General features: G+C 63.1%; 16 protein-coding genes. 2 read left to right on the top strand and 14 right to left on the bottom strand.

What is annotated here, in order from left to right; genetic code table 11:
* The 14 genes from J7548_RS00640 to J7548_RS00575 all read right to left on the bottom strand — a co-directional run bounded on the left by J7548_RS00640 (window position 1) and on the right by J7548_RS00575 (window position 16812).
* Window positions 1–2094, bottom strand: a complete 2094-nt coding sequence (locus J7548_RS00640) for an ATP-dependent DNA helicase (RefSeq protein WP_290968948.1) — start codon at window positions 2092–2094, stop codon at window positions 1–3.
* 176 nt (window positions 2095–2270) lie between these two features.
* On the bottom strand, window positions 2271–2477 hold the full coding sequence (locus J7548_RS00635; protein WP_290968945.1) for a YdcH family protein: 207 nt from the start codon (window positions 2475–2477) through the stop codon (window positions 2271–2273).
* Between the two features lie 92 nt (window positions 2478–2569).
* Window positions 2570–3364 carry a hypothetical protein gene (locus J7548_RS00630; RefSeq protein ID WP_366004584.1) on the bottom strand — a complete coding sequence of 265 codons (795 nt, stop codon included), beginning with the start codon at window positions 3362–3364 and terminating at the stop codon, window positions 2570–2572.
* A 26-nt stretch (window positions 3365–3390) separates the two neighbouring features.
* Window positions 3391–4488, bottom strand: coding sequence for a cell division protein ZapE (gene zapE / locus J7548_RS00625; protein WP_290968939.1), 1098 nt, complete (start codon window positions 4486–4488; stop codon window positions 3391–3393).
* Window positions 4489–4593: 105 nt separating this feature from the next.
* Window positions 4594–6021 carry a dihydrolipoyl dehydrogenase gene (lpdA, locus tag J7548_RS00620; RefSeq protein ID WP_290968937.1) on the bottom strand — a complete coding sequence of 476 codons (1428 nt, stop codon included), beginning with the start codon at window positions 6019–6021 and terminating at the stop codon, window positions 4594–4596.
* 118 nt (window positions 6022–6139) lie between these two features.
* Window positions 6140–7375 carry a 2-oxoglutarate dehydrogenase complex dihydrolipoyllysine-residue succinyltransferase gene (gene odhB / locus J7548_RS00615; protein WP_290968934.1) on the bottom strand — a complete coding sequence of 412 codons (1236 nt, stop codon included), beginning with the start codon at window positions 7373–7375 and terminating at the stop codon, window positions 6140–6142.
* 83 nt (window positions 7376–7458) lie between these two features.
* The gene (locus J7548_RS00610; protein ID WP_290968930.1) at window positions 7459–10323 is read right to left on the bottom strand and encodes a 2-oxoglutarate dehydrogenase E1 component; all 2865 of its coding nucleotides are present in this window, start codon (window positions 10321–10323) and stop codon (window positions 7459–7461) included.
* A gap of 377 nt (window positions 10324–10700) precedes the next feature.
* Window positions 10701–12002 (bottom strand): citrate synthase, encoded by a 1302-nt coding sequence (gene gltA / locus J7548_RS00605; protein WP_290968927.1) that lies wholly within the window; start codon window positions 12000–12002, stop codon window positions 10701–10703.
* A gap of 148 nt (window positions 12003–12150) precedes the next feature.
* Window positions 12151–12420 (bottom strand): succinate dehydrogenase assembly factor 2, encoded by a 270-nt coding sequence (locus J7548_RS00600; protein ID WP_290968925.1) that lies wholly within the window; start codon window positions 12418–12420, stop codon window positions 12151–12153.
* Window positions 12421–12589: 169 nt separating this feature from the next.
* A complete protein-coding gene (locus J7548_RS00595) occupies window positions 12590–13300 on the bottom strand; it encodes a succinate dehydrogenase iron-sulfur subunit (protein WP_141916252.1) in 711 nt (236 codons plus the stop codon).
* Between the two features lie 11 nt (window positions 13301–13311).
* Entirely contained in the window at window positions 13312–15090 is a 1779-nt protein-coding gene (sdhA, locus tag J7548_RS00590; RefSeq protein WP_290968913.1) for a succinate dehydrogenase flavoprotein subunit, read from the bottom strand.
* A gap of 3 nt (window positions 15091–15093) precedes the next feature.
* Complete coding sequence (gene sdhD, locus J7548_RS00585) at window positions 15094–15462, bottom strand: succinate dehydrogenase, hydrophobic membrane anchor protein (protein ID WP_290968910.1); 369 nt, start codon at window positions 15460–15462, stop codon at window positions 15094–15096.
* 2 nt (window positions 15463–15464) lie between these two features.
* Complete coding sequence (sdhC, locus tag J7548_RS00580) at window positions 15465–15875, bottom strand: succinate dehydrogenase, cytochrome b556 subunit (protein ID WP_290968907.1); 411 nt, start codon at window positions 15873–15875, stop codon at window positions 15465–15467.
* 151 nt (window positions 15876–16026) lie between these two features.
* A complete protein-coding gene (locus J7548_RS00575) occupies window positions 16027–16812 on the bottom strand; it encodes a GntR family transcriptional regulator (protein ID WP_290971526.1) in 786 nt (261 codons plus the stop codon).
* Between the two features lie 472 nt (window positions 16813–17284).
* Between J7548_RS00575 and J7548_RS00570 the strand changes: the two genes are divergently transcribed.
* Both J7548_RS00570 and J7548_RS00565 read left to right on the top strand, forming a co-directional pair.
* The gene (locus J7548_RS00570; RefSeq protein ID WP_290968904.1) at window positions 17285–18274 is read left to right on the top strand and encodes a malate dehydrogenase; all 990 of its coding nucleotides are present in this window, start codon (window positions 17285–17287) and stop codon (window positions 18272–18274) included.
* Between the two features lie 75 nt (window positions 18275–18349).
* The gene (locus J7548_RS00565) at window positions 18350–19351 is read left to right on the top strand and encodes an aldolase/citrate lyase family protein (protein WP_290968901.1); all 1002 of its coding nucleotides are present in this window, start codon (window positions 18350–18352) and stop codon (window positions 19349–19351) included.
* Window positions 19352–19364 lie beyond the last annotated feature (13 nt).

Raw genomic sequence — 19364 nt, 5'->3', positions numbered from 1 at the left:
TCAGGCCAGGTCCGGTTCAGGCTGCTGCGCGGCGGCCTCTTCCGCCACGCGGGCAGCGGCCTGCTGGCGGAAGAATTCCTGCACCACGGCGGCCTCGCGGGTGCGCTTGAACGGCGGCAGGCTCTGCCAGATGCGGCGGCCGTAGTTCTTGGTGATGATGCGGGGATCGCAGATCATCAGCACGCCTCGGTCGCCCTCGTCGCGGATCAGGCGCCCCGCGCCCTGCTTGAGGTTGATGATGGCCGACGGCAACTGGTGGTGTACGAAACCGTTCATGCCCTGCTTTTCCATCTCGGCAATGCGCGCGGCCAGCACCGGATCGTCCGGCGGCGAGAACGGCAGCTTGTCGATGATCACCAGCGACAGCGCGTCGCCGCGCACGTCCACGCCCTCCCAGAAACTCTGGCTGCCGATCAGCACGCCGTTGCCGGCGGCCCGGAAACGGTCCAGCAGTTCGGTGCGCCCGGCCTCGCCCTGGACGAACAGCGGATAAGGCAGCTTGCGCGCCTCGAACTCGGTGCGCAGGCGCTCGGCGGTGCGGTTGACCGCGCGCAATGTGGTGCACAGGAAGAAGCAGCGGCCGCCGGCGGCTTCGATGATGGGCAAGGCGGCGTCGATGACGGCGTCGGTGTATTCGAAGGAATTGGGTTGCGGCAGGTTTTGCGGCACGTACAGGATGCCCTGCCGCTCGTAGTCGAACGGGCTCGGCCAGGATTGGGCCGGCTCGTTCCACAATCCCATCTGGGCCGCATAGTGGTTGAAGTCACGCTTCACCGCCAGCGTGGCCGAAGTGAAGATCCATGAGCGCGGCGTGCCTTCGCGCTGCTTGTTGAAGATCGGGGCGATCGACAGCGGCGTGCGGTGCAGCTGCAGCGACGACGCGTAAGCCTCCACCCATTGCACGTAGAACTGCTTTTCCTGGGGCGGTTCTTCCCCGTCGCCTTTCTTGCCCGCCGCGGGCTTGGCCGGGGCCGCTTCCAACGGGCCGTTCCAGTTTTCCAGCTGGTACAGGATTTCCTTGGCGCGGTCGCGGCATTGCTGGATGGTCTCGGCGCGCTCGGCCTGCTTTTCCAGCACGGCGATCATGTCGTCCATGCAGTCCTTGAGCGTATCCAGCGCCGGGAAGAACGGGCTGGAGGCGGCGATCTGGTTGAGCGCCAGGCGCACCGAGTCTTCCGGGAAGACCAGCCGCAAGTCGCGCGCGGCCCGCTCCACCGGCGCCACCAGGCGCGCCCAGTCGGCGCCGTCGCGAGCGTGCGACAGGCCTTCGGCCAGCACGTCGCGGCACAATTCCAACACCTGAGAGGTCGACACCGTCTCGCCGAAGAACAGCGTGGCCGTTTCGGGCAACTGGTGCGCCTCGTCGAAAATCACCGTGTTGGCCGCCGGCAGCAGCTCGGCGATGCCGGTGTCCTTGAGCGCGACGTCGGCGAAGAACAGGTGGTGGTTGACCACCACCACGTCGGCCTGCTGGGCTTCCTTGCGCGCCTTCATGACGAAGCAATCCTGGTAGTACTGGCACTCGGAACCGAAACAGGTGTCGCGGGTGGAAGTGACCAGGTTCCAGACCGAAGCCGTCTCTGGCACCTGGGACAGCTCAGCCTTGTCGCCGGAAGAGGTGGTTTTGACGAAGCGCGAGATTTCGCGCAGGTAGCCGACGTCCTCGCGCGCGGTCAGGCGGCCGTTTTGCAGCGTGCGCTCAAGGTGGAAATGGCAGACGTAATTGGAACGCCCCTTCAGCAGCGCCACCGATACCGGCGCCTGCAAGGCGCGGCGCACGGTCGGGATGTCGCGCGTGTAGAGCTGGTCCTGCAGCGTCTTGGTGCCGGTGGAGACGATCACCTTGCCGCCCCACAGCAATGCCGGCACCAGGTAGGCGAAGGTCTTGCCGGTGCCGGTGCCGGCTTCGGCGATCAGGGTTCCCTGGTTGGCGATGGCCGAGGCGATCGCCTTGGCCATCTCGGTCTGCGAATGGCGCGGCCGGTAGCTGCCTACGCTACCGCCCAGCGCCCCTCCGGCGCCGAACAATTGTTCGATTTCGGCATCATGGATACCTGGTGTTTCCGGAACGGCGGTATCTTCTGGAGCACTCACTGCAGCAAACCTGTCGGGATAAGAAAACGGAATGGCGGACTCGCCGGCCTATGTTTGCCGCATACGGCAAACCTCTATTTTACGCGGAGTCGGCGCGGCGAACCGCAGCCGAAGACAGGCCGGGTGGCCGGATGGAAACATGCCCGGGCCGGCGTCCCCTCGCCCGGGCGAGGGAATTACGCCGGGATGTCGGGAACCAGCTGCATCTTCAGCAGGGAAATGTGATCTTTCAGTTGCAGCTTGCGCTTTTTCAGCCGGCGCAATTGCAGGTCTTCCGAACGCGCATCACGCATGAGCATGTCGATCACGCTGTCGAGATCGCGGTGTTCGACTTCAAGTTCGATGATACGGCGCTGGATGTCTTCGCGATGCGTGCTGGTCATGGTGGATAGCTGAATGCGCTTCCTGGCAAATGGTTGAGATAGTGTAATCCAGCCGCGCCGCGCCAACAATCGCCGCCGGCGGGACAGGCGCGTTACTGGGGCGCTGCCGGCGGCTGGGCCTGGCGCTGCTTGCGTTCGGCGCGCTCCCGTTCGTTCTCGGCCTTCTTGCGCTCCACTTCCTGGCGATGGGCTTCGGCATCCTTGATGCGCTGCTCCCGGGCCGCCGCATTGGCGGCGCGTTCGGGCGCACGGGCCGCATCCTCGGCCTGCTGCTCCCGCACCTTGGCCTCATGCTCGCGGATGCGGTAATCCGGCGACTGCCCCTGGCCCTGGTCGATGCGCTGCTGTACCTGCTCGCGCTTGGCGTCGCTCTCCTGCACCTTGCGCGCCGAATCGGCTTCTTTCTGCTGCTGTTCCTGCAGGCGGCGCGCGGCGTCCGCCTGGTCCTGCTTGCGTTGCTCGGCCAGGGCCTGGTCGCGCTCGTCCACGTTGGCCTGGCGCTGGTAGGTATTGGCTTCGATCTCTACCTGCTTGATATTGCTTTCAGCTACGCGCTTGCGTTCCCTGGCCTCTTCCAGGCAGGACGACACCAGGAATTTCTTGTAGCAGGCGCGCTGGTCGATGATGTAGCGGATGGCCAGCGCATTCCGGTCCTCGTCCGCCTCGGCCAGCGCCTTTTGCGCGACCTCGCGGGATTTGATCGAGCCCGCGGGATAGCGCTGGTTGAGCGGCGCGCGCGCCTCCAGCGCCTCGAACGTTTCCTTCGACATCGCCGGCGCCCCCTCGGGCGCGGCCGTCTGGGCCGAACTCCAGCCCGCCGCCAGCATCAGCGACAGGCCGCAAAGAAAACGGGAAACACCGTTGGCATCAGCGAAGAAACCTTGCATGTAATTCTTGTCCACTCTCTGGTTAATCAGGACAGCCGGTCCGCCACAATGCGGCGATCCGCCTCCAAATACTCTTTCGACTGCATCTCAATGATACGTGAAACGGTACGGTGGAACTCGTTGGACAGGGTACCAACGGTGTAAAGCTCGTCCGGCTCCACCGCCGCCGACATGATCAGCTTGACCTTGTGGTCGTAGAACACGTCGATCAGCCAGGTGAAGCGGCGCGCCTCCGACGACATCGCCGCCGACATGCGCGGGATGTCCGACAGGATCACCGTCTGGAACTGGCTGGCCAGCTCCAGGTAGTCGTTCTGCGAACGCGGGCCGCCGCACAGGGTGGCGAAGTCGAACCAGATGGCGCTGCCGGCGCGGCGCAAGGCGCGGATCTCGCGTGCCTCGATATGCACGCGCGGGTCCTCATCGGCGGTCTCGGCGACGGCGGCGAAAGCCTGGCGCAGTTCCTCGTCGGTCTGCGCGTTGAGCGGCGTGTGGTAGACCTTGACCTGCTCCAGCACGCGCTTGCGATAGTCGATGCCGGCGTCGATGTTCATCACGTCCAGCTTTTCCTTGAGCAGCGCGATGGTCGGCAGCATGCGGTCGCGGTGCAGGCCGTCCGGGTACAGCGTGCCCGGTTCGTAGTTGGAGGTCATCACGAAGGACACGCCGTTGTCGAACAAGCCTTTGAGCAGGTTGTACAGGATCATCGCGTCGGCGATGTCGGAGACGTGGAATTCGTCGAAGCAGATCAGGCGGTATTTCCTGGCGATGCGTTTGGCGACTTCGTCCAGCGGATCGGCGATGCCTTTCAACTCATCCAGCTGGCGGTGCACATCGCGCATGAATTCGTGGAAGTGCAGGCGCGTCTTGCGCACCACCGGCACCACCGAATAGAAGCTGTCCATCAAAAAGGATTTGCCGCGGCCCACGCCGCCCCACATGTACACGCCGCGCGGCACCGCGGGCCGGCTGATCAGGCGCTTGAAAGCCGACGCGCGCTGCGCCTTGTAGGCGACCCACTCCTCATACGCCTGCTGCAGGCGGCCGATCGCGCGCAACTGCGCCTCGTCGGAGCGATAGCCGCGCTCGGCCAGCGAGTGTTCGTAGAATTGACGGACATCCATAGGAAATTCTCTTAAAACAAAAATGGGCGAGCCAGGCTCGCCCATTGCAGCAACAAATCAATGCTCAGCAATACGCGTGGGGCGTATTGTCGCATTGATCGCGCATCAGAAGTTCAGCGCGCGCTTGTCGACCGCCAGCGCCGCTTCCTTGGTCGCTTCGGACAGCGACGGGTGGGCGTGGCAGATGCGGGCGATGTCTTCCGAGGAAGCGCGGAATTCCATCGCGACCACGGCTTCCGAGATCAGCTCGGATGCCATCGGGCCGACAATGTGCACGCCCAGGATTTCATCGGTCTTGGCGTCGGCCAGGAACTTGACCATGCCCGACGTATCGCCCAGCGCGCGTGCGCGGCCGTTGGCCAGGAACGGGAAGGTGCCGGCCTTGTACTGCACGCCTTCGGCCTTCAGTTGCTGCTCGGTCTTGCCGACCCAGGCGATTTCCGGCGAGGTGTAGATGACCCAGGGGATGGTGTTGAAGTTGACGTGGCCGTGCTGGCCGGCGATGCGCTCGGCAACCGCGACGCCCTCTTCTTCCGCCTTGTGCGCCAGCATCGGGCCGCGCACGACGTCACCCACCGCCCACACGTTGGGCAGGTTGGTCTTGCAGTCGCCGTCGACGGCGATGAAGCCGCGCTCGTCCAGCTTCAGGCCCACGCCTTCGGCGTTCAGGCCGATGGTGTTGGGAGTGCGGCCGATGGAGACGATCAGCTTGTCGAACTCGCCCTTTTGCGCGTCGCCCTTGCTGTCGGTGTATTCCACGGTGACGCTCTTCTTGCCGGCCTTGATCTCGCCGATCTTCACGCCCAGGCTCACGTTCAGGCCCTGCTTGGTCAGCAGCTTCTGCGCTTCCTTGGCGATCTGCTCGTCGACTGCGCCCAGGAATGCGGGCAGCGCTTCCAGCACGGTCACTTCCGCGCCCAGGCGGCGCCACACCGAGCCCATTTCCAGGCCGATCACGCCGGCGCCGATCACGCCCAGCTTCTTCGGCACTTCGGTAATGGCCAGCGCGCCGGTGTTGGACAGGATCAGTTGCTCGTCGAACGGCACGCCCGGCAATGCGCGGGCATTGGAACCGGTGGCGACGATCACGTGCTTGGCGGTGATGGTTTCTTCAGCGGCGCCGGCCACCTTGATCTCGTAGCCGTTGGCGTCGCCCTTGACGAAGGAGCCGCGGCCGTGGAAGAAGGACACTTTGTTCTTCTTGAACAGGTACAGGATGCCGTCGTTGTTCTGCTTGACCACGGTGTTCTTGCGGCCCAGCATCTTGTCCAGGTTCAGGCCCAGGCCCTTGACTTCGATGCCGTGCTCGGCGAAGCCGTGGCTGGCATGCTCATAGTGCTCGGACGATTGCAGCAGCGCCTTGGACGGGATGCAGCCGACGTTGGTGCAGGTGCCGCCCGGAGCGGGACCGCCCTTGTCGTTCTTCCACTCGTCGATACAAGCGGTGTTGAAACCCAGTTGCGCTGCGCGGATGGCGGCGATGTAACCGCCGGGGCCGCCGCCGATGACGACCACGTCAAAATTCTTGCTCATGTGTTTTTCCTGATTCGTTTGTTTGCGCGCCACACAGGCCGCAATGAGAAAGGCGCGAACAGCGAGAAACCGATTCGGTGTTCCTGCCGTTCGCGCCCCTTTCCTTACCTATTGCCGATTACAGATCGAGCAGCAGACGGGCCGGATCTTCCAGCGCTTCCTTGATCGCCACCAGCGACAGGACGGCTTCGCGGCCGTCGATGATGCGGTGGTCGTAGGACAGCGCGAAGTAGTTCATCGGACGGATCACGATTTGGCCGTTCTCGACCACGGCGCGGTCCTTGGTGGCGTGGATGCCCAGGATCGCCGATTGCGGCGGGTTGATGATCGGGGTCGACAGCATGGAACCGAAGGTGCCGCCGTTGGAGACGGTGAAGGTACCGCCCGACAGTTCTTCGATCGACAGCTTGCCGTCCTTGGCCTTCTGGCCGAATTCGCCGATCTTCTTCTCGATGGCGGCGATCGACATCTGGTCGGCGTCGCGCAGGACCGGCACCACCAGGCCGCGCGGCGAACCGACGGCCACGCCGATGTCGAAGTAGCCGTGGTAGACGATGTCGTTGCCGTCAACCGAAGCGTTGACGATCGGGTACTTCTTCAGCGCGTGCACGACCGCCTTGACGAAGAAGGACATGAAGCCCAGCTTGACGCCGTGTTCCTTCTCGAACTTGTCCTTGTACTTGTTGCGCAGGTCGATGACCGGCTGCATGTTGATTTCGTTGAAGGTGGTCAGGATGGCGTTGGTCGCTTGCGATTGCAGCAGGCGCTCGGCCACGCGGGCGCGCAGGCGGCTCATCGGCACACGCTGTTCCGGGCGGTTTTCCAGGCCGGCGGCAACCGGTGCGGCAACTGCTGCCAGCGCCGGCTTGGCGGCTGCGGCAGGCGCTGCCGCCGGTGCGGACAGGGCGCCCAGCACGTCGCCCTTGGTCACGCGGCCATCCTTGCCGGTGCCGGTGACTTGCGAAGTCGACAGGTTGTTGTCGGCCAGCAGCTTGGCGGCGGCCGGCATGGCGACGCTGCCCTTGTTGGCGGGTTCGGCGGCAGCGGCGGCGGGAGCGGCGGCTTGCGGCGCCGGAGCGGCTGCGGCGGCAGGAGCGCCGGCTTGTGCCGACGCTTCGGTATCGATGATGGCGATGACTTCGCCGGCGACGACGGTAGCGCCGTCAGCCTTGATGACCTGGACGATCACGCCTGCGTCCGGGGCCGGCAATTCCAGCACGACTTTATCGGTTTCGATGTCGATCAGGTTTTCGTCGCGTGCAACTTGTTCGCCCACTTTTTTGTGCCACTGCAGCAGGGTCGCTTCAGCAACGGATTCTGATAATTGCGGGACTTTTACTTCGATTTGAGCCATTTATATTTCTCCGATTCGGGTGATTCGTTTTTATGAAACACAGGCGCCCCGCCCTCGCGGGCGCGCCTGGTTTGCAGCAATGATTACTTGGTCAGGACAAAGCCCTTGAGCTTGGCGAAGGCGGTTTCGATCAGGGCCTTCTGCTGCGCATAGTGCTTGTCGTAGTAACCCACGGCAGGCGATGCGCTGGCCGGACGGCCGGCATAAGCCAGCTTCTGGCCTTCGGACAGGTTCTCGAAGATGTTGTGCTGGATCTGCAGCCATGCGCCCTGGTTCTGCGGCTCGTCCTGCGCCCATACCAGCTCGTTGAAGTTCGGGAACTGCTTGAGGGCAGCGGCGAACGCCTTGTGCGGGAACGGATACAGCTGCTCGACACGGATGATGGCGGTGTCGTTCTGGCCGCGTTCCTTGCGGGCGTTGACCAGGTCGTAGTACACCTTGCCCGAGCAGGCGATCACGCGCTTGACCTTCTTGGCGTCGATGGACTCGTCGACTTCCGGGATCACGGTCTGGAACGACCCCTTGGCCAGGTCGGACAGCGGCGAGCCGGCATCCTTGTTACGCAGCAGCGACTTCGGCGTCATGATGATCAGCGGCTTGCGGAACAGGCGGATCATCTGGCGGCGCAGCAGGTGGAAGATCTGCGCGGCGGTGGTGGGCTGCACCACTTGCATGTTGTTGTCCGCGCACAGCTGCAGGTAACGCTCCAGGCGTGCCGAGGAGTGCTCGGGACCCTGGCCTTCATAGCCGTGCGGCAGCATCTGCACCAGGCCCGAAGCGCGGCCCCACTTCACTTCGCCGGAGCTGATGAACTGGTCCATCACGACCTGGGCGCCGTTGGCGAAGTCGCCGAACTGGGCTTCCCAGATGGTCAGGGTGTTGGGTTCGGCGGTCGAGTAGCCGTATTCGAAGCCCAGCACCGCTTCTTCCGACAGCACGGAGTCGATGACGGTGAAGGTCGACTGGTTCTCGGCGACGTTTTGCAGCGGCACATAGGTGCCGGCGTCCCAACGCTCGCGGTTCTGGTCGTGCAGCACGGCGTGGCGGTGCACGAAGGTGCCGCGGCCGGCGTCCTGGCCGGTCAGGCGCACGGCATAGCCGGACGACACCAGCGAGGCGTAGGCCAGGTGTTCGCCCATGCCCCAGTCCAGGTTCATCTCGCCGCGGGCCATGGCGGCGCGGTCGTTGATGACCTTCTCGACCAGCGAGTGCGCCTTGAAGCCTTCGGGGATGGTGGTGATCTTGGCGCCCAGGCGCTTCAGTTCAGCCAGCGGCACGGCGGTTTCGGCCGCGTCGGTCCACTTGCGGTTCAGGAACGGCAGCCAGTCGACCGCGTACTTGCTCTTGAAGTTGGTCAGCACCGGGTCGATGGTGTGCTTGCCGGCGTCCATCGCGGCGCGGAACTCCTTGACCAGCGCTTCGCCGCCGTCGGCGGGGATGGTGCCTTGCGCAGCCAGCTTGTCGGCGTACAGCTTGCGGGTGCCGGGGTGCTGGGCGATCTTCTTGTACATCAGCGGCTGGGTCAGCGCCGGGGTGTCCTGCTCGTTGTGGCCCAGTTTGCGGAAGCAGATGATGTCGACCACGATGTCCTTCTTGAACTTCATGCGGTAGTCGACAGCGATCTGGGTCGCGAACACGACGGCTTCCGGATCGTCGCCGTTGACGTGCAGCACCGGTGCTTCGATCATCTTGACCACGTCCGAGCAGTACAGCGTCGAACGGGAGTCGCGCGGGTCGGAGGTGGTGAAGCCGATCTGGTTGTTGATGACGATGTGAACCGTGCCGCCGGTGCCGTAGCCGCGGGTCTGCGCCAGGTTCAGGGTTTCCATCACGACGCCCTGGCCGGCGAAGGCGGCGTCGCCGTGCACCAGGATCGGCAGCACTTGCGAGCCGTCCTTGTCGCCGCGGCGGTCCATACGGGCCTTGACCGAACCTTCCACCACCGGGTTGACGATTTCCAGGTGCGAGGGGTTGAACGCCAGCGACAGGTGGACCGGGCCGCCAGGGGTCGAGACGTCGGACGAGAAGCCCTGGTGGTACTTGACGTCGCCGGCCGGCAGGTCGTCGGCGTGGTGGCCTTCGAATTCGGAGAACAGTTCCTGCGGGGTCTTGCCCAGGATGTTGACCAGCACGTTCAGGCGGCCGCGGTGGGCCATGCCGATGACGATTTCCTGCACGCCGTTTTCGCCAGCGCGTTGGATGGTTTCATCCAGGGAGGCGATGAACGACTCGCCGCCTTCCAGCGAGAAGCGCTTCTGGCCGACGTACTTGGTATGGAGGTAGCGTTCCAGGCCTTCGGCCGCGGTCAGGCGCTCCAGGATGTGCTTTTTCTTCTCGGCCGAGAAGCTGGGCACGGCACGGGTCGGCTCCAGGCGCTCTTCCAGCCAGCGCACTTCGGCCATGTCCGAGATATAGGTGAACTCGGCGCCGATGGAGCGCGTGTAGGTGTCGCGCAGCATCTGCAGCAGGTCGCGCAGCGATGCGGTCTCCGGGCCGAAATAGGTGTTGTTGATGTTGAACACGATGTCCATGTCGGCATCGGTGAAGCCGTAGAAGGAAGGATCGAGTTCAGGGATATTGGGGCGTTCCTGGCGTTGCAGCGGGTCCAGGTTGGCGAAGCGGGAACCGAGGTCGCGGTAGCCGGCGATCAGCTGGGTGGCAGCGACGCGCTTGCGGCCCATGTCGGAATCGGCGGAGGCGATGACGGTGCGGATCGGGCCTTGCTTGGCGCGCTCGGCGAACGAGGCGATCACAGGAGCATGGGCGACGTCGGGACGGTTCGAGCCATCGGTGGCGGGAACGTGCTGGACTGCGTCGAAGTAGGCGCGCCAGTTGTCGGGGACGGATCCGGGATTGTTCAGATACGCTTCGTACAGTTCTTCCAGGTACGGAGCGTTCCCACCGAAGAGGTAGGAGTTGATGTTGTATTGCTCGTAGAGCTTCGTCATTTGCTCACCTTTCTTCGCGTTTCGCGAGATTAGCGGGTTTCTACACCTTCCGCGACACGGCCTGACCGGTTAGCGGATTGCATCAAGTTGTGGGGGAAGGACTTTTGTCTACCTGAAATTCTGTTTGTTACACGTCATCCAGCCAGCGCTGTCGGAATTATATATCCTTCTCTCCAATAAAAAAGCGAATCCAACAGGATTCGCTTTTTTATTTGCTGCCGCCTGCGGCGGGCGTTTCAAACCGCCAACACCCGCCTGCAAAACCGCGCCGCACATGCCTTCCGCCCTTCCTCGCCTTCCTTCCGGATGGGAAGGAACGGGCGTACGAACGTGCTTTGTTGTCCGCCCGCCAACACGGCCGGCGGACTCGCGCATGCTTAGCGCTTGTCGATCGGCGGCACGTCGCGGCGCGGCGAACCGACGAACAACTGGCGGGGACGGCCGATCTTCTGCTCCGGATCGGAGATCATCTCGTTCCACTGGGCGATCCAGCCGATGGTGCGGGCCATGGCGAAGATGCAGGTGAACATCGAGGTCGGGATGCCCAGCGCGCGCTGGACGATGCCCGAGTAGAAGTCGACGTTCGGGTACAGCTTGCGGGACACGAAGTAGTCGTCTTCCAGCGCGATCTTTTCCAGCTCCATGGCCAGCTTGAACAGCGGGTCGTCGTGCAGGCCCAGTTCGTTCAGCACTTCGTAGCAGGTTTCGCGCATCAGCTTGGCGCGCGGGTCGTAGTTCTTGTAGACGCGGTGGCCGAAGCCCATCAGCTTGACGCCGGAGTTCTTGTCCTTCACTTGCTTGATGAATTCGGGGATCTTGTCGACCGAACCGATTTCTTCCAGCATGTTCAGGGCGGCCTCGTTGGCGCCGCCGTGCGCGGGGCCCCACAGGCAGGCGATGCCGGCGGCGATACATGCGAACGGGTTGGCGCCCGAGGAACCGGCCAGGCGGACGGTCGAGGTCGAGGCGTTCTGCTCGTGGTCGGCGTGCAGGATCAGGATGCGGTCCAGCGCGCGCACCAGCACTTCATTGACCTTGTACTCTTCGCACGGGTTGGCGAACATCATGCGCATGAAGTTGGCGGTGTACGACAGGTCGTTGCGCGGATAGACGAACGGCTGGCCGATGCTGTACTTGTAGGCCATGGCCACCAGGGTCGGCAGCTTGGCGATCATGCGGATGGCCGACACTTCGCGGTGGTTGGCGTTGGAGATGTCCAGCGAGTCGTGGTAGAAGGCCGACAGCGCGCCCACGGAACCGGTCAGCACCGCCATCGGGTGCGCGTCGCGGCGGAAACCGCGGAAGAAGAAGTTCATCTGCTCGTGCACCATGGTGTGCTGGGTCACGGTACCGACGAATTCTTTCTTCTGGGCGGCATTTGGCAGCTCGCCGTGCAGCAGCAGGTAGCACGATTCCAGGAAGTCGCAGTTCACGGCCAACTGCTCGATCGGATAACCGCGGTACAGCAGTTCGCCCTTGTCGCCGTCGATGTAGGTGATCGAGGAGTTGCAGGAAGCGGTCGACATGAAGCCGGGGTCGTAGGTGAACTTGCCGGTGCCTGCGTACAGCTTGCGGATGTCGATCACGTCAGGGCCGATGGTGCCCTTGTAGATGGGAAAATCTACGGATGGAGACCCGTCGGAGAACGACAGGGTAGCTTTGATATCGGTGTTGGACATAGCTGTTCCTTTTGCTGGGATGGTGAAACCGTTAATCAAAACCGCGGCCGCACTGCCTGGCGACATCCGTGATCCGATGCGCCGGGTGGCGTGAACAAAACAGGCCGCGTTCGAGCAAAATCCGTCTGGCTTGTGGCCAGGCGCAAAATCAGGCCGTACGAAGTTTCTTCAACAACGCATGCACGTGCGGCAGGTCGACTGCCGCCTCCGGCTCCTTGCGAGCCAGCAGCAAGTCCATCAGGTCGTTGTCGGTCAGGTCCATCAACCGCGAAAACGCATCGACCTCTTCGTCGCTCATCCGCGCCTCGTTGGCGTCGAGATAGCGGGTCAGGATCAGGTCGTTCTCCAGCAGGCCCCGGCGTGCCCGCCAGCGCAAGCGCGCGCGCTTTGCCGGATCATCCTGGTGACGTTCAGTCATGAACTCGCTCACTTCAAATCTTTCAGTTTCTGATACTACCGAATTCCGGCGTTCCGGGCCGGCGGCGGGAGGTTCCGGGGCTTGGCCAGACCTGCCTTGCCCTGCCCGCTTCCCGCTGCGGACCGCCCGCAGGCGGTCCGCTTGCTCTTGCAATGCTACAACTGCGCGCTTACACCGCGCGGCGCACCATCAGTTCCTTGATCTTGCCGATGGCCGCGTTGGGGTTCAGACCCTTCGGGCAGACGTCGACGCAGTTCATGATGGAACGGCAGCGGAACAGGCGGTACGGGTCTTCCAGGTTGTCCAGGCGGGCGCCGGTGGCTTCGTCGCGGCTGTCGGCGATGAAGCGGTAGGCCTGCAGCAGGCCGGCCGGGCCGACGAACTTGTCCGGGTTCCACCAGAACGACGGGCAGGAAGTCGAGCAGCAGGCGCACAGGATGCACTCGTACACGCCATCCAGTTCTTCACGCTGCTCGGGCGACTGCAGGCGCTCCTTCTCGGGCGGGATGCTGTCGTTGATCAGGTACGGCTTGATCGAGTCGTACTGCTTGAAGAAGTTGGTCATGTCGACGATCAGGTCGCGGATGACCGGCAGGCCGGGCAGCGGCTTCAGAACGATGGGTTCGGTCAGCTCGTTCAGGTTGGTGATGCACGCCAGGCCGTTCTTGCCGTTGATGTTCATCGCGTCCGAACCGCACACGCCTTCGCGGCACGAGCGGCGCAGCGCCAGCGAGTCGTCCACGTCGGCCTTGATGCGTTGCAGCGCGTCGAGCAGCATCTTGTCGGTCGGCTTCAGTTCGACCGTCAGGTCCTGCATGTACGGCTTCTCGTCCTTGTCCGGATCGTAACGGTAGATTTTGAATTTCAAAGTGCGAGTCATGTTGCGACCTCTTAGAAAGTACGTGCTTTAGGTTTAAATGTCTCGACGGTCAGTGGCTGCATGTTGACCGGCTTGTAGTCGAGACGATTCCCCTCGGAGAACCACAGCGTGTGCTTGAGCCAGTTCTCGTCGTCGCGGTGTTCGTAGTCGCTGTGCGCGTGGGCGCCGCGCGATTCCTTGCGAGCCGCGGCCGACGTGATGGTGGCCTTGGCGGTTTCGATCAGGTTGTCCAGTTCCAGGGCTTCCTGGCGGGCGGTGTTGAACACCTTGGACTTGTCCTTGAACGAGACATGCTTGCGGCGCTCGTCCAGCTCCATGATCTTCTTGACGCCTTCCTGCAGCAGCGCATCGGTGCGGAACACGCCGCAGTACTTCTGCATGGTGGCGCGGATGTCGTTGGCGACGTCCTGCACGCGCTCGGAACCGGTGCTGTTTTCCATGCGGGCGATGCGCTCCAGCGAGCGGTCCAGCGCGCCGGCCGGGATCGGCTTGTGGCTCTGGTCCTGCAGCTTGGAACCGACGATATGGTTGCCGGCGGCACGGCCGAACACCACCAGGTCCAGCAGCGAGTTGGTGCCCAGGCGGTTGGCGCCGTGCACCGAGACGCAGGCGCATTCGCCGATGGCGTACATGCCCTGCACCACTTCCTTCATCGAACCGCCCTTGGGCACGACCACCTGGCCGTGCACGTTGGTCGGGATACCGCCCATCTGGTAGTGGATGGTCGGCACGACGGGGATCGGTTCCTTGGTCGCATCGACGTTGGCGAACTTGTGGGCGATTTCCAGGATCGACGGCAGGCGCTTCTTGATAGTGTCGGCGCCGATGTGGCGCAGATCCAGCAGCACGTGGTCCTTGTGCGGGCCGACGCCGCGACCCTCCTTGATTTCCTGGTCCATCGAACGCGAGACGAAGTCGCGCGGCGCCAGGTCCTTCAGGGTCGGCGCGTAACGCTCCATGAAGCGCTCGCCGTTGCTGTTGATCAGGATGCCGCCTTCGCCGCGCACGCCTTCGGTGATCAGCACGCCCGCGCCGGCCACGCCGGTCGGATGGAACTGCCAGAATTCCATGTCCTGCAGCGGCAGGCCGGCGCGTGCCGCCATACCCATGCCGTCGCCGGTGTTGATGAAGGCGTTGGTCGATGCGGCCCAGATACGGCCTGCGCCGCCGGTGGCGAACAGGGTGGTCTTGGCGTGCAGCATCATGATTTCGCCGGTTTCCATTTCCAGCGCGGTCACGCCGAGGACATCGCCCTCTTCGTTGCGGATCAGGTCCAGCGCCATCCACTCCACGAAGAAGTGGGTCTTGGCGCGCACGTTACGCTGGTACAGCGTGTGCAGCAGCGCGTGACCGGTACGGTCGGCGGCGGCACAGGCGCGCTGCACCGGCTTTTCGCCGAAGTTGGCGGTATGGCCGCCGAACGGACGCTGGTAGATGGTGCCGTCTGGGTTGCGGTCGAACGGCATGCCGAAGTGCTCCAGCTCGTAGACCGCCTTCGGCGCCTCGCGGCACATGAATTCGATGGCGTCCTGGTCACCCAGGTAGTCCGAGCCCTTGACGGTGTCGAACATGTGCCAGTACCAGTTGTCTTCCGACATGTTGCCCAGCGAAGCGCCGATGCCGCCTTGCGCGGCCACGGTGTGCGAGCGGGTCGGGAAGACCTTGGACAGCACGGCCACGTTCAGGCCGGCTTCCGCCAGTTGCAGGGAGGCGCGCATGCCGGAACCGCCGGCGCCAACGATGACCGCGTCAAAGCGGCGGGTAGTGATTGTGGATTTGATAGCAGCCACGATTTACATTCTCCACAGAATCTGCGCGGCATAGCCTGCGCAACCGATCAGCCACACGATCGTGGCAACTTGCAAGACCAGGCGCAGGGCGACCGGCTTGACGTAATCCATCCAGATATCGCGCACACCGATCCAGGCGTGGAAGAACAGCGCCATGAACGCGGCGAAGGTCGCGATCTTGAACCATTGGTGCGAGAACAGCGCGCCCCAGCCTTCGTAGCTGAAGTGCGTGGAAGTGAAGAAGCACACCAGCAGGATCACGGTGTAGATCGCCATGACGACCGCGGTGGCGCGCTGCGCGATCCAGTCGCGCAGGCCGTAGTGGGCGCCGACGACGAGGCGCTTGGGTCCGATATTGTTGTTATCAGCCATTTTTAGAATGCTCCGAACAGTTTCAATGCAACCAGGACCATCAGCGCGATGCTGACGACCAGGACCGTAGCCGAGGATTTGCGCGCGCTGTCCTTGTCCAGGCCGATATGGTTATCCATGATCAGGTGGCGGATGCCGGCGCAGAAGTGGTGGAGGTAAGCCCAGGACAGGGCCAGGATGACCAGCTTGACGAACCAGTTGGAGGCGAAGCCTTTGAGGTGCGCGAAGGTGCCCTCGGAGAGCAGGCTGTTATCCAGCAGATACAGGATAAACGGCAGCATCAGGAACAGGAACAGCCCGCTGATACGGTGCATGATCGACACCAGGGCAGCCAGCGGCATACGGTAACCGGCAATTTGGGTAAGGTGTATGTTACGAAATTGCGGCCGTTGTGGTTTAGCGGCTTCAGACATACAAGGTTCTCCTCAGATTAAAACAATCTTGCAATTTTCGCCGATTTTACAAATCGTCACCAACATTATTCCGCTTTGCAGCACAACAAAGGGACAGGACGCGCCCGATTCCCGCGCCAGGAGACGCGAAACCGGGCACTCCGGCCAGACGTCAGCTCAATTCGCTCTGGTAATGATGATTTGTCGTCAAATACAGCCCGCGCCGCATTTCCACCGGCTTGTCGCCATAGGTAAACGAGGCACGCTCCACACTCAACAACGGCGTGTTGGGCGGAACTCCCAGGATTTCCGCAGATTCCGGATCCGCCCCCACGGCACGAATGCGCTCCTCGGCGCGGATCATGCGTGTCCCGAATTCCGACTCGAACAGGCCGTACAACGGCCCTTTATATTCCACCAGGCGCTCGGCCGTCAGCCCCTTGAAGATCGCGCCCGGGAGCCAGATTTCTTCGAGGATGATGGGAACGCCGTTAAAGTATTTGACCCGCCGGATGAAAATGACCGAGTCGCCGGACTTCACATCCAGCTGCCGCGCCACTTCGGCGGGCGCGCGCACGCGCTTGACTTCGAGGATCTTGTTTTCCGGACGCTGCGGCTCGTCGCTGTCGGCCATCAGGCGGAGGAAGCGGAATTGCGCTTGCGTTTCGTGGTGGGTGGCGACGAAAGTGCCCTTGCCTTGGCGCCGCACCACCAGGTTTTCGGCCGCCAGCTCGTCGATGGCCTTGCGCACCGTTCCCTGGCTGACCTTGAAACGGCTGCCCAATTCGACTTCGCTGGGGATAAGCTCGCCCGGCTTCCATTCGCCGGCTTCCAGGCGCTGCATGATGAGCGCCTTGATCTGCTGGTACAACGGACTGAAGGTCGGGGCCGGACTGGCGACACCCGATCCCACGCCTTGCGCGTCACCGTTGTTCGAATTGGACAGGATCGAGCTCATAACCCCGAATTTCACCACAAAACCGACTCCGGCGTCCAGCACAAATGATGCAATAATATGTCTTATATAAGACATAAGATATTGATTGACATGCGCCCCTCGCGAGCCTACACTCGCGAGCAACCTGAAAAGCCGCAACGCAGGCGTGACGCGAACTTCCGCCACACCAACGATAACGAGAATCGATTGCATTTAACGACCCGGCGCCCCGCATTTTTATGCGAGCCGGACATGAATGCAGCCCCTTTTCGAGCAGCCGGCAATGGCCCGCGCGAAAGCGACTGACGCCCTGCGCTTTCGACGGTATCATGGCGGTCTGGCAAGAATACGAGGAACTCGCACAAGTTATTTGCGCAAATGTGAAGCAACCGCAGACGGCCCGCCGCGCCTGGTTTTCGACGCGACGCAACCGCAACGTGCGCTTCGATGCAGTCCGGAATGCTTTTTTTCATCACCTCTTTTGGAGATTCACATGGCTAAAGCCCCAAAGCGTGTCGCCGTCACCGGCGCCGCCGGTCAAATCGGTTACTCCCTGCTGTTCCGCATCGCCAATGGCGACCTGCTCGGCAAAGACCAGCCGGTCATCCTGCAACTGCTGGAAATTCCTGATGAAAAAGCGCAGAAGGCGCTCAAGGGCGTCATCATGGAAATCGACGACTGCGCATTCCCGCTGCTGGCCGGCGTGACCGCCCACAGCGACCCGATGACCGCGTTCAAGGACGCCGACATCGCCCTGCTGGTCGGCGCCCGTCCGCGCGGCCCCGGCATGGAACGCAAGGACCTGCTGGAAGCCAACGCCCAGATCTTCACCGTGCAAGGCAAGGCACTGGACGCCGTGGCTTCGCGCGACGTCAAGGTGCTGGTGGTCGGCAACCCCGCCAACACCAACGCCTACATCGCCATGAAGTCGGCCCCCAACCTGCCGGCCAAGAACTTCACCGCCATGCTGCGCCTGGACCACAACCGCGCCCTGTCGCAAGTGGCCGCCAAGATCGGCAAGCCGGTCTCGGCCATCGAGAAGCTGTGCGTGTGGGGCAACCACTCGCCGACCATGTACGCCGACTACCGCTTCGCCACCGCTGACGGCAAGTCCGTGAAGGACACCATCAACGACCAGGAATGGAACGCCAACGTGTTCCTGCCGACCGTCGGCAAGCGCGGCGCCGCGATCATCGAAGCGCGCGGCCTGTCGTCGGCTGCTTCGGCTGCCAACGCCGCCATCGACCACGTGCGTGACTGGGTGCTGGGCACCAACGGCAAGTGGACCACCATGGGCATCCCGTCCGACGGTTCCTACGGCATCCCCGAAGGCACCATGTTCGGCTTCCCGGTGACCACCGAAAACGGCGAGTACAAGATCGTCCAGGGCCTGGAAATCGACGCATTCTCGCAAGAGCGCATCAACATCACCCTGAAGGAGCTGATGGAAGAGCGCGAAGGCGTCAAGCACCTGGTCGGCTAATCGACTCAAGCGCGGCGTGCGGCTTGCCGCCGCCGCGCAGTTTTCACTGAATACACAACCATTCATTCCGCAGCAATGCATCCCTCCCAGGTCTTGTTCCCAGGTGCGCAGCAACCGGTTTCGCTTCCGGTTTGCGATCACTACGCCGGCTCCGAAAAGCTGATGCGCAAATCGATCGCCCTGCAGCAGGAACTCGGCCCCGTATTCGACATCACGCTCGACTGCGAGGATGGCGCCAGCGCCGGCAATGAAGCCGCACACGCGCAACTGGTCGCCTCGCTGGTCAAGAGCCCCGACAACCGCCACCGCCGCATCGGCGTGCGCGTGCACGACATCGGCAGCCCGCACTTCGCGCAGGACGTCGCCATCATCTGTTCGGCCGCGGCGCGCGAGCTGGCCTTCGTGATGCTGCCCAAGGTCGAAGGCGTCAACGATGTGCTGCATGCGCTGGAAACCATCAACAACACCTGCCTCGCGGCCGGGCGCCATGCGCTGCCGCTGCATGTGCTGATCGAGACCCACGGCGCGCTGGCCGACGTGTGGAAGATCGCGGCGCTGCCGCAGGTCGAATCGCTCTCCTTCGGCGTGATGGATTTCGTCTCCGCGCACTACGGCGCGATTCCGGGCGCCGCGATGCGCTCTCCCGGCCAGTTCGACCATCCGCTGGTGCGCCGCGCCAAGCTGGAAATCGCCGCCGCCTGCCACGCGCACGGCAAGACGCCGTCGCACAACGTGACGACCGACATCAAGAATCCCGCCGCCGTCGCCGACGATGCGCGACGCGCGGCACAGGAATTCGGCTATACCCGGATGTGGAGCATTCATCCGGACCAGATCAGGCCGATCGTGCACGCCATGTCGCCTTCCGTCGAGGAAGCCGGCCAGGCGGCACAAATTTTGCTCAAAGCCCAGGCAGTGCAATGGGGACCGATCCAGCACGAAGGAAATCTGCACGATCGGGCAAGCTACCGCTATTTCTGGTGCATCCTGCAACGCGCCCACGCCGCTGGCGTGGCGCTGCCGCCGCAAGCGGCGCTCTGGTTTGCCGCCGGCGATTCCCCTTCAACTTCTCAGTAACCAAACCCGCATC

Origin of the sequence: Herbaspirillum sp. (assembly GCF_017744395.1) — a bacterium.
Lineage (GTDB): Bacteria > Pseudomonadota > Gammaproteobacteria > Burkholderiales > Burkholderiaceae_D > Herbaspirillum.
The sequence above is the reverse complement of the archived record's forward strand: the minus strand, read 5'-3'. Positions and strand labels throughout refer to the sequence as shown.

Bases quoted from the DNA above. Each gene is read 5' to 3' on its own strand.
- sdhC (WP_290968907.1), bottom strand. From the start codon at position 15,875: ATGTCTGAAGCCGCTAAACCACAACGGCCGCAATTTCGTAACATACAC.
- odhB (WP_290968934.1), bottom strand. From the start codon at position 7,375: ATGGCTCAAATCGAAGTAAAAGTCCCGCAATTATCAGAATCCGTTGCT.
- gltA (WP_290968927.1), bottom strand. From the start codon at position 12,002: ATGTCCAACACCGATATCAAAGCTACCCTGTCGTTCTCCGACGGGTCT.
- J7548_RS00630 (WP_366004584.1), bottom strand. From the start codon at position 3,364: ATGCAAGGTTTCTTCGCTGATGCCAACGGTGTTTCCCGTTTTCTTTGC.
- sdhD (WP_290968910.1), bottom strand. From the start codon at position 15,462: ATGGCTGATAACAACAATATCGGACCCAAGCGCCTCGTCGTCGGCGCC.
- J7548_RS00570 (WP_290968904.1), top strand. From the start codon at position 17,285: ATGGCTAAAGCCCCAAAGCGTGTCGCCGTCACCGGCGCCGCCGGTCAA.
- J7548_RS00565 (WP_290968901.1), top strand. From the start codon at position 18,350: ATGCATCCCTCCCAGGTCTTGTTCCCAGGTGCGCAGCAACCGGTTTCG.
- J7548_RS00610 (WP_290968930.1), bottom strand. From the start codon at position 10,323: ATGACGAAGCTCTACGAGCAATACAACATCAACTCCTACCTCTTCGGT.
- J7548_RS00575 (WP_290971526.1), bottom strand. From the start codon at position 16,812: ATGAGCTCGATCCTGTCCAATTCGAACAACGGTGACGCGCAAGGCGTG.
- J7548_RS00595 (WP_141916252.1), bottom strand. From the start codon at position 13,300: ATGACTCGCACTTTGAAATTCAAAATCTACCGTTACGATCCGGACAAG.
- J7548_RS00600 (WP_290968925.1), bottom strand. From the start codon at position 12,420: ATGACTGAACGTCACCAGGATGATCCGGCAAAGCGCGCGCGCTTGCGC.
- J7548_RS00635 (WP_290968945.1), bottom strand. From the start codon at position 2,477: ATGACCAGCACGCATCGCGAAGACATCCAGCGCCGTATCATCGAACTT.
- zapE (WP_290968939.1), bottom strand. From the start codon at position 4,488: ATGGATGTCCGTCAATTCTACGAACACTCGCTGGCCGAGCGCGGCTAT.
- lpdA (WP_290968937.1), bottom strand. From the start codon at position 6,021: ATGAGCAAGAATTTTGACGTGGTCGTCATCGGCGGCGGCCCCGGCGGT.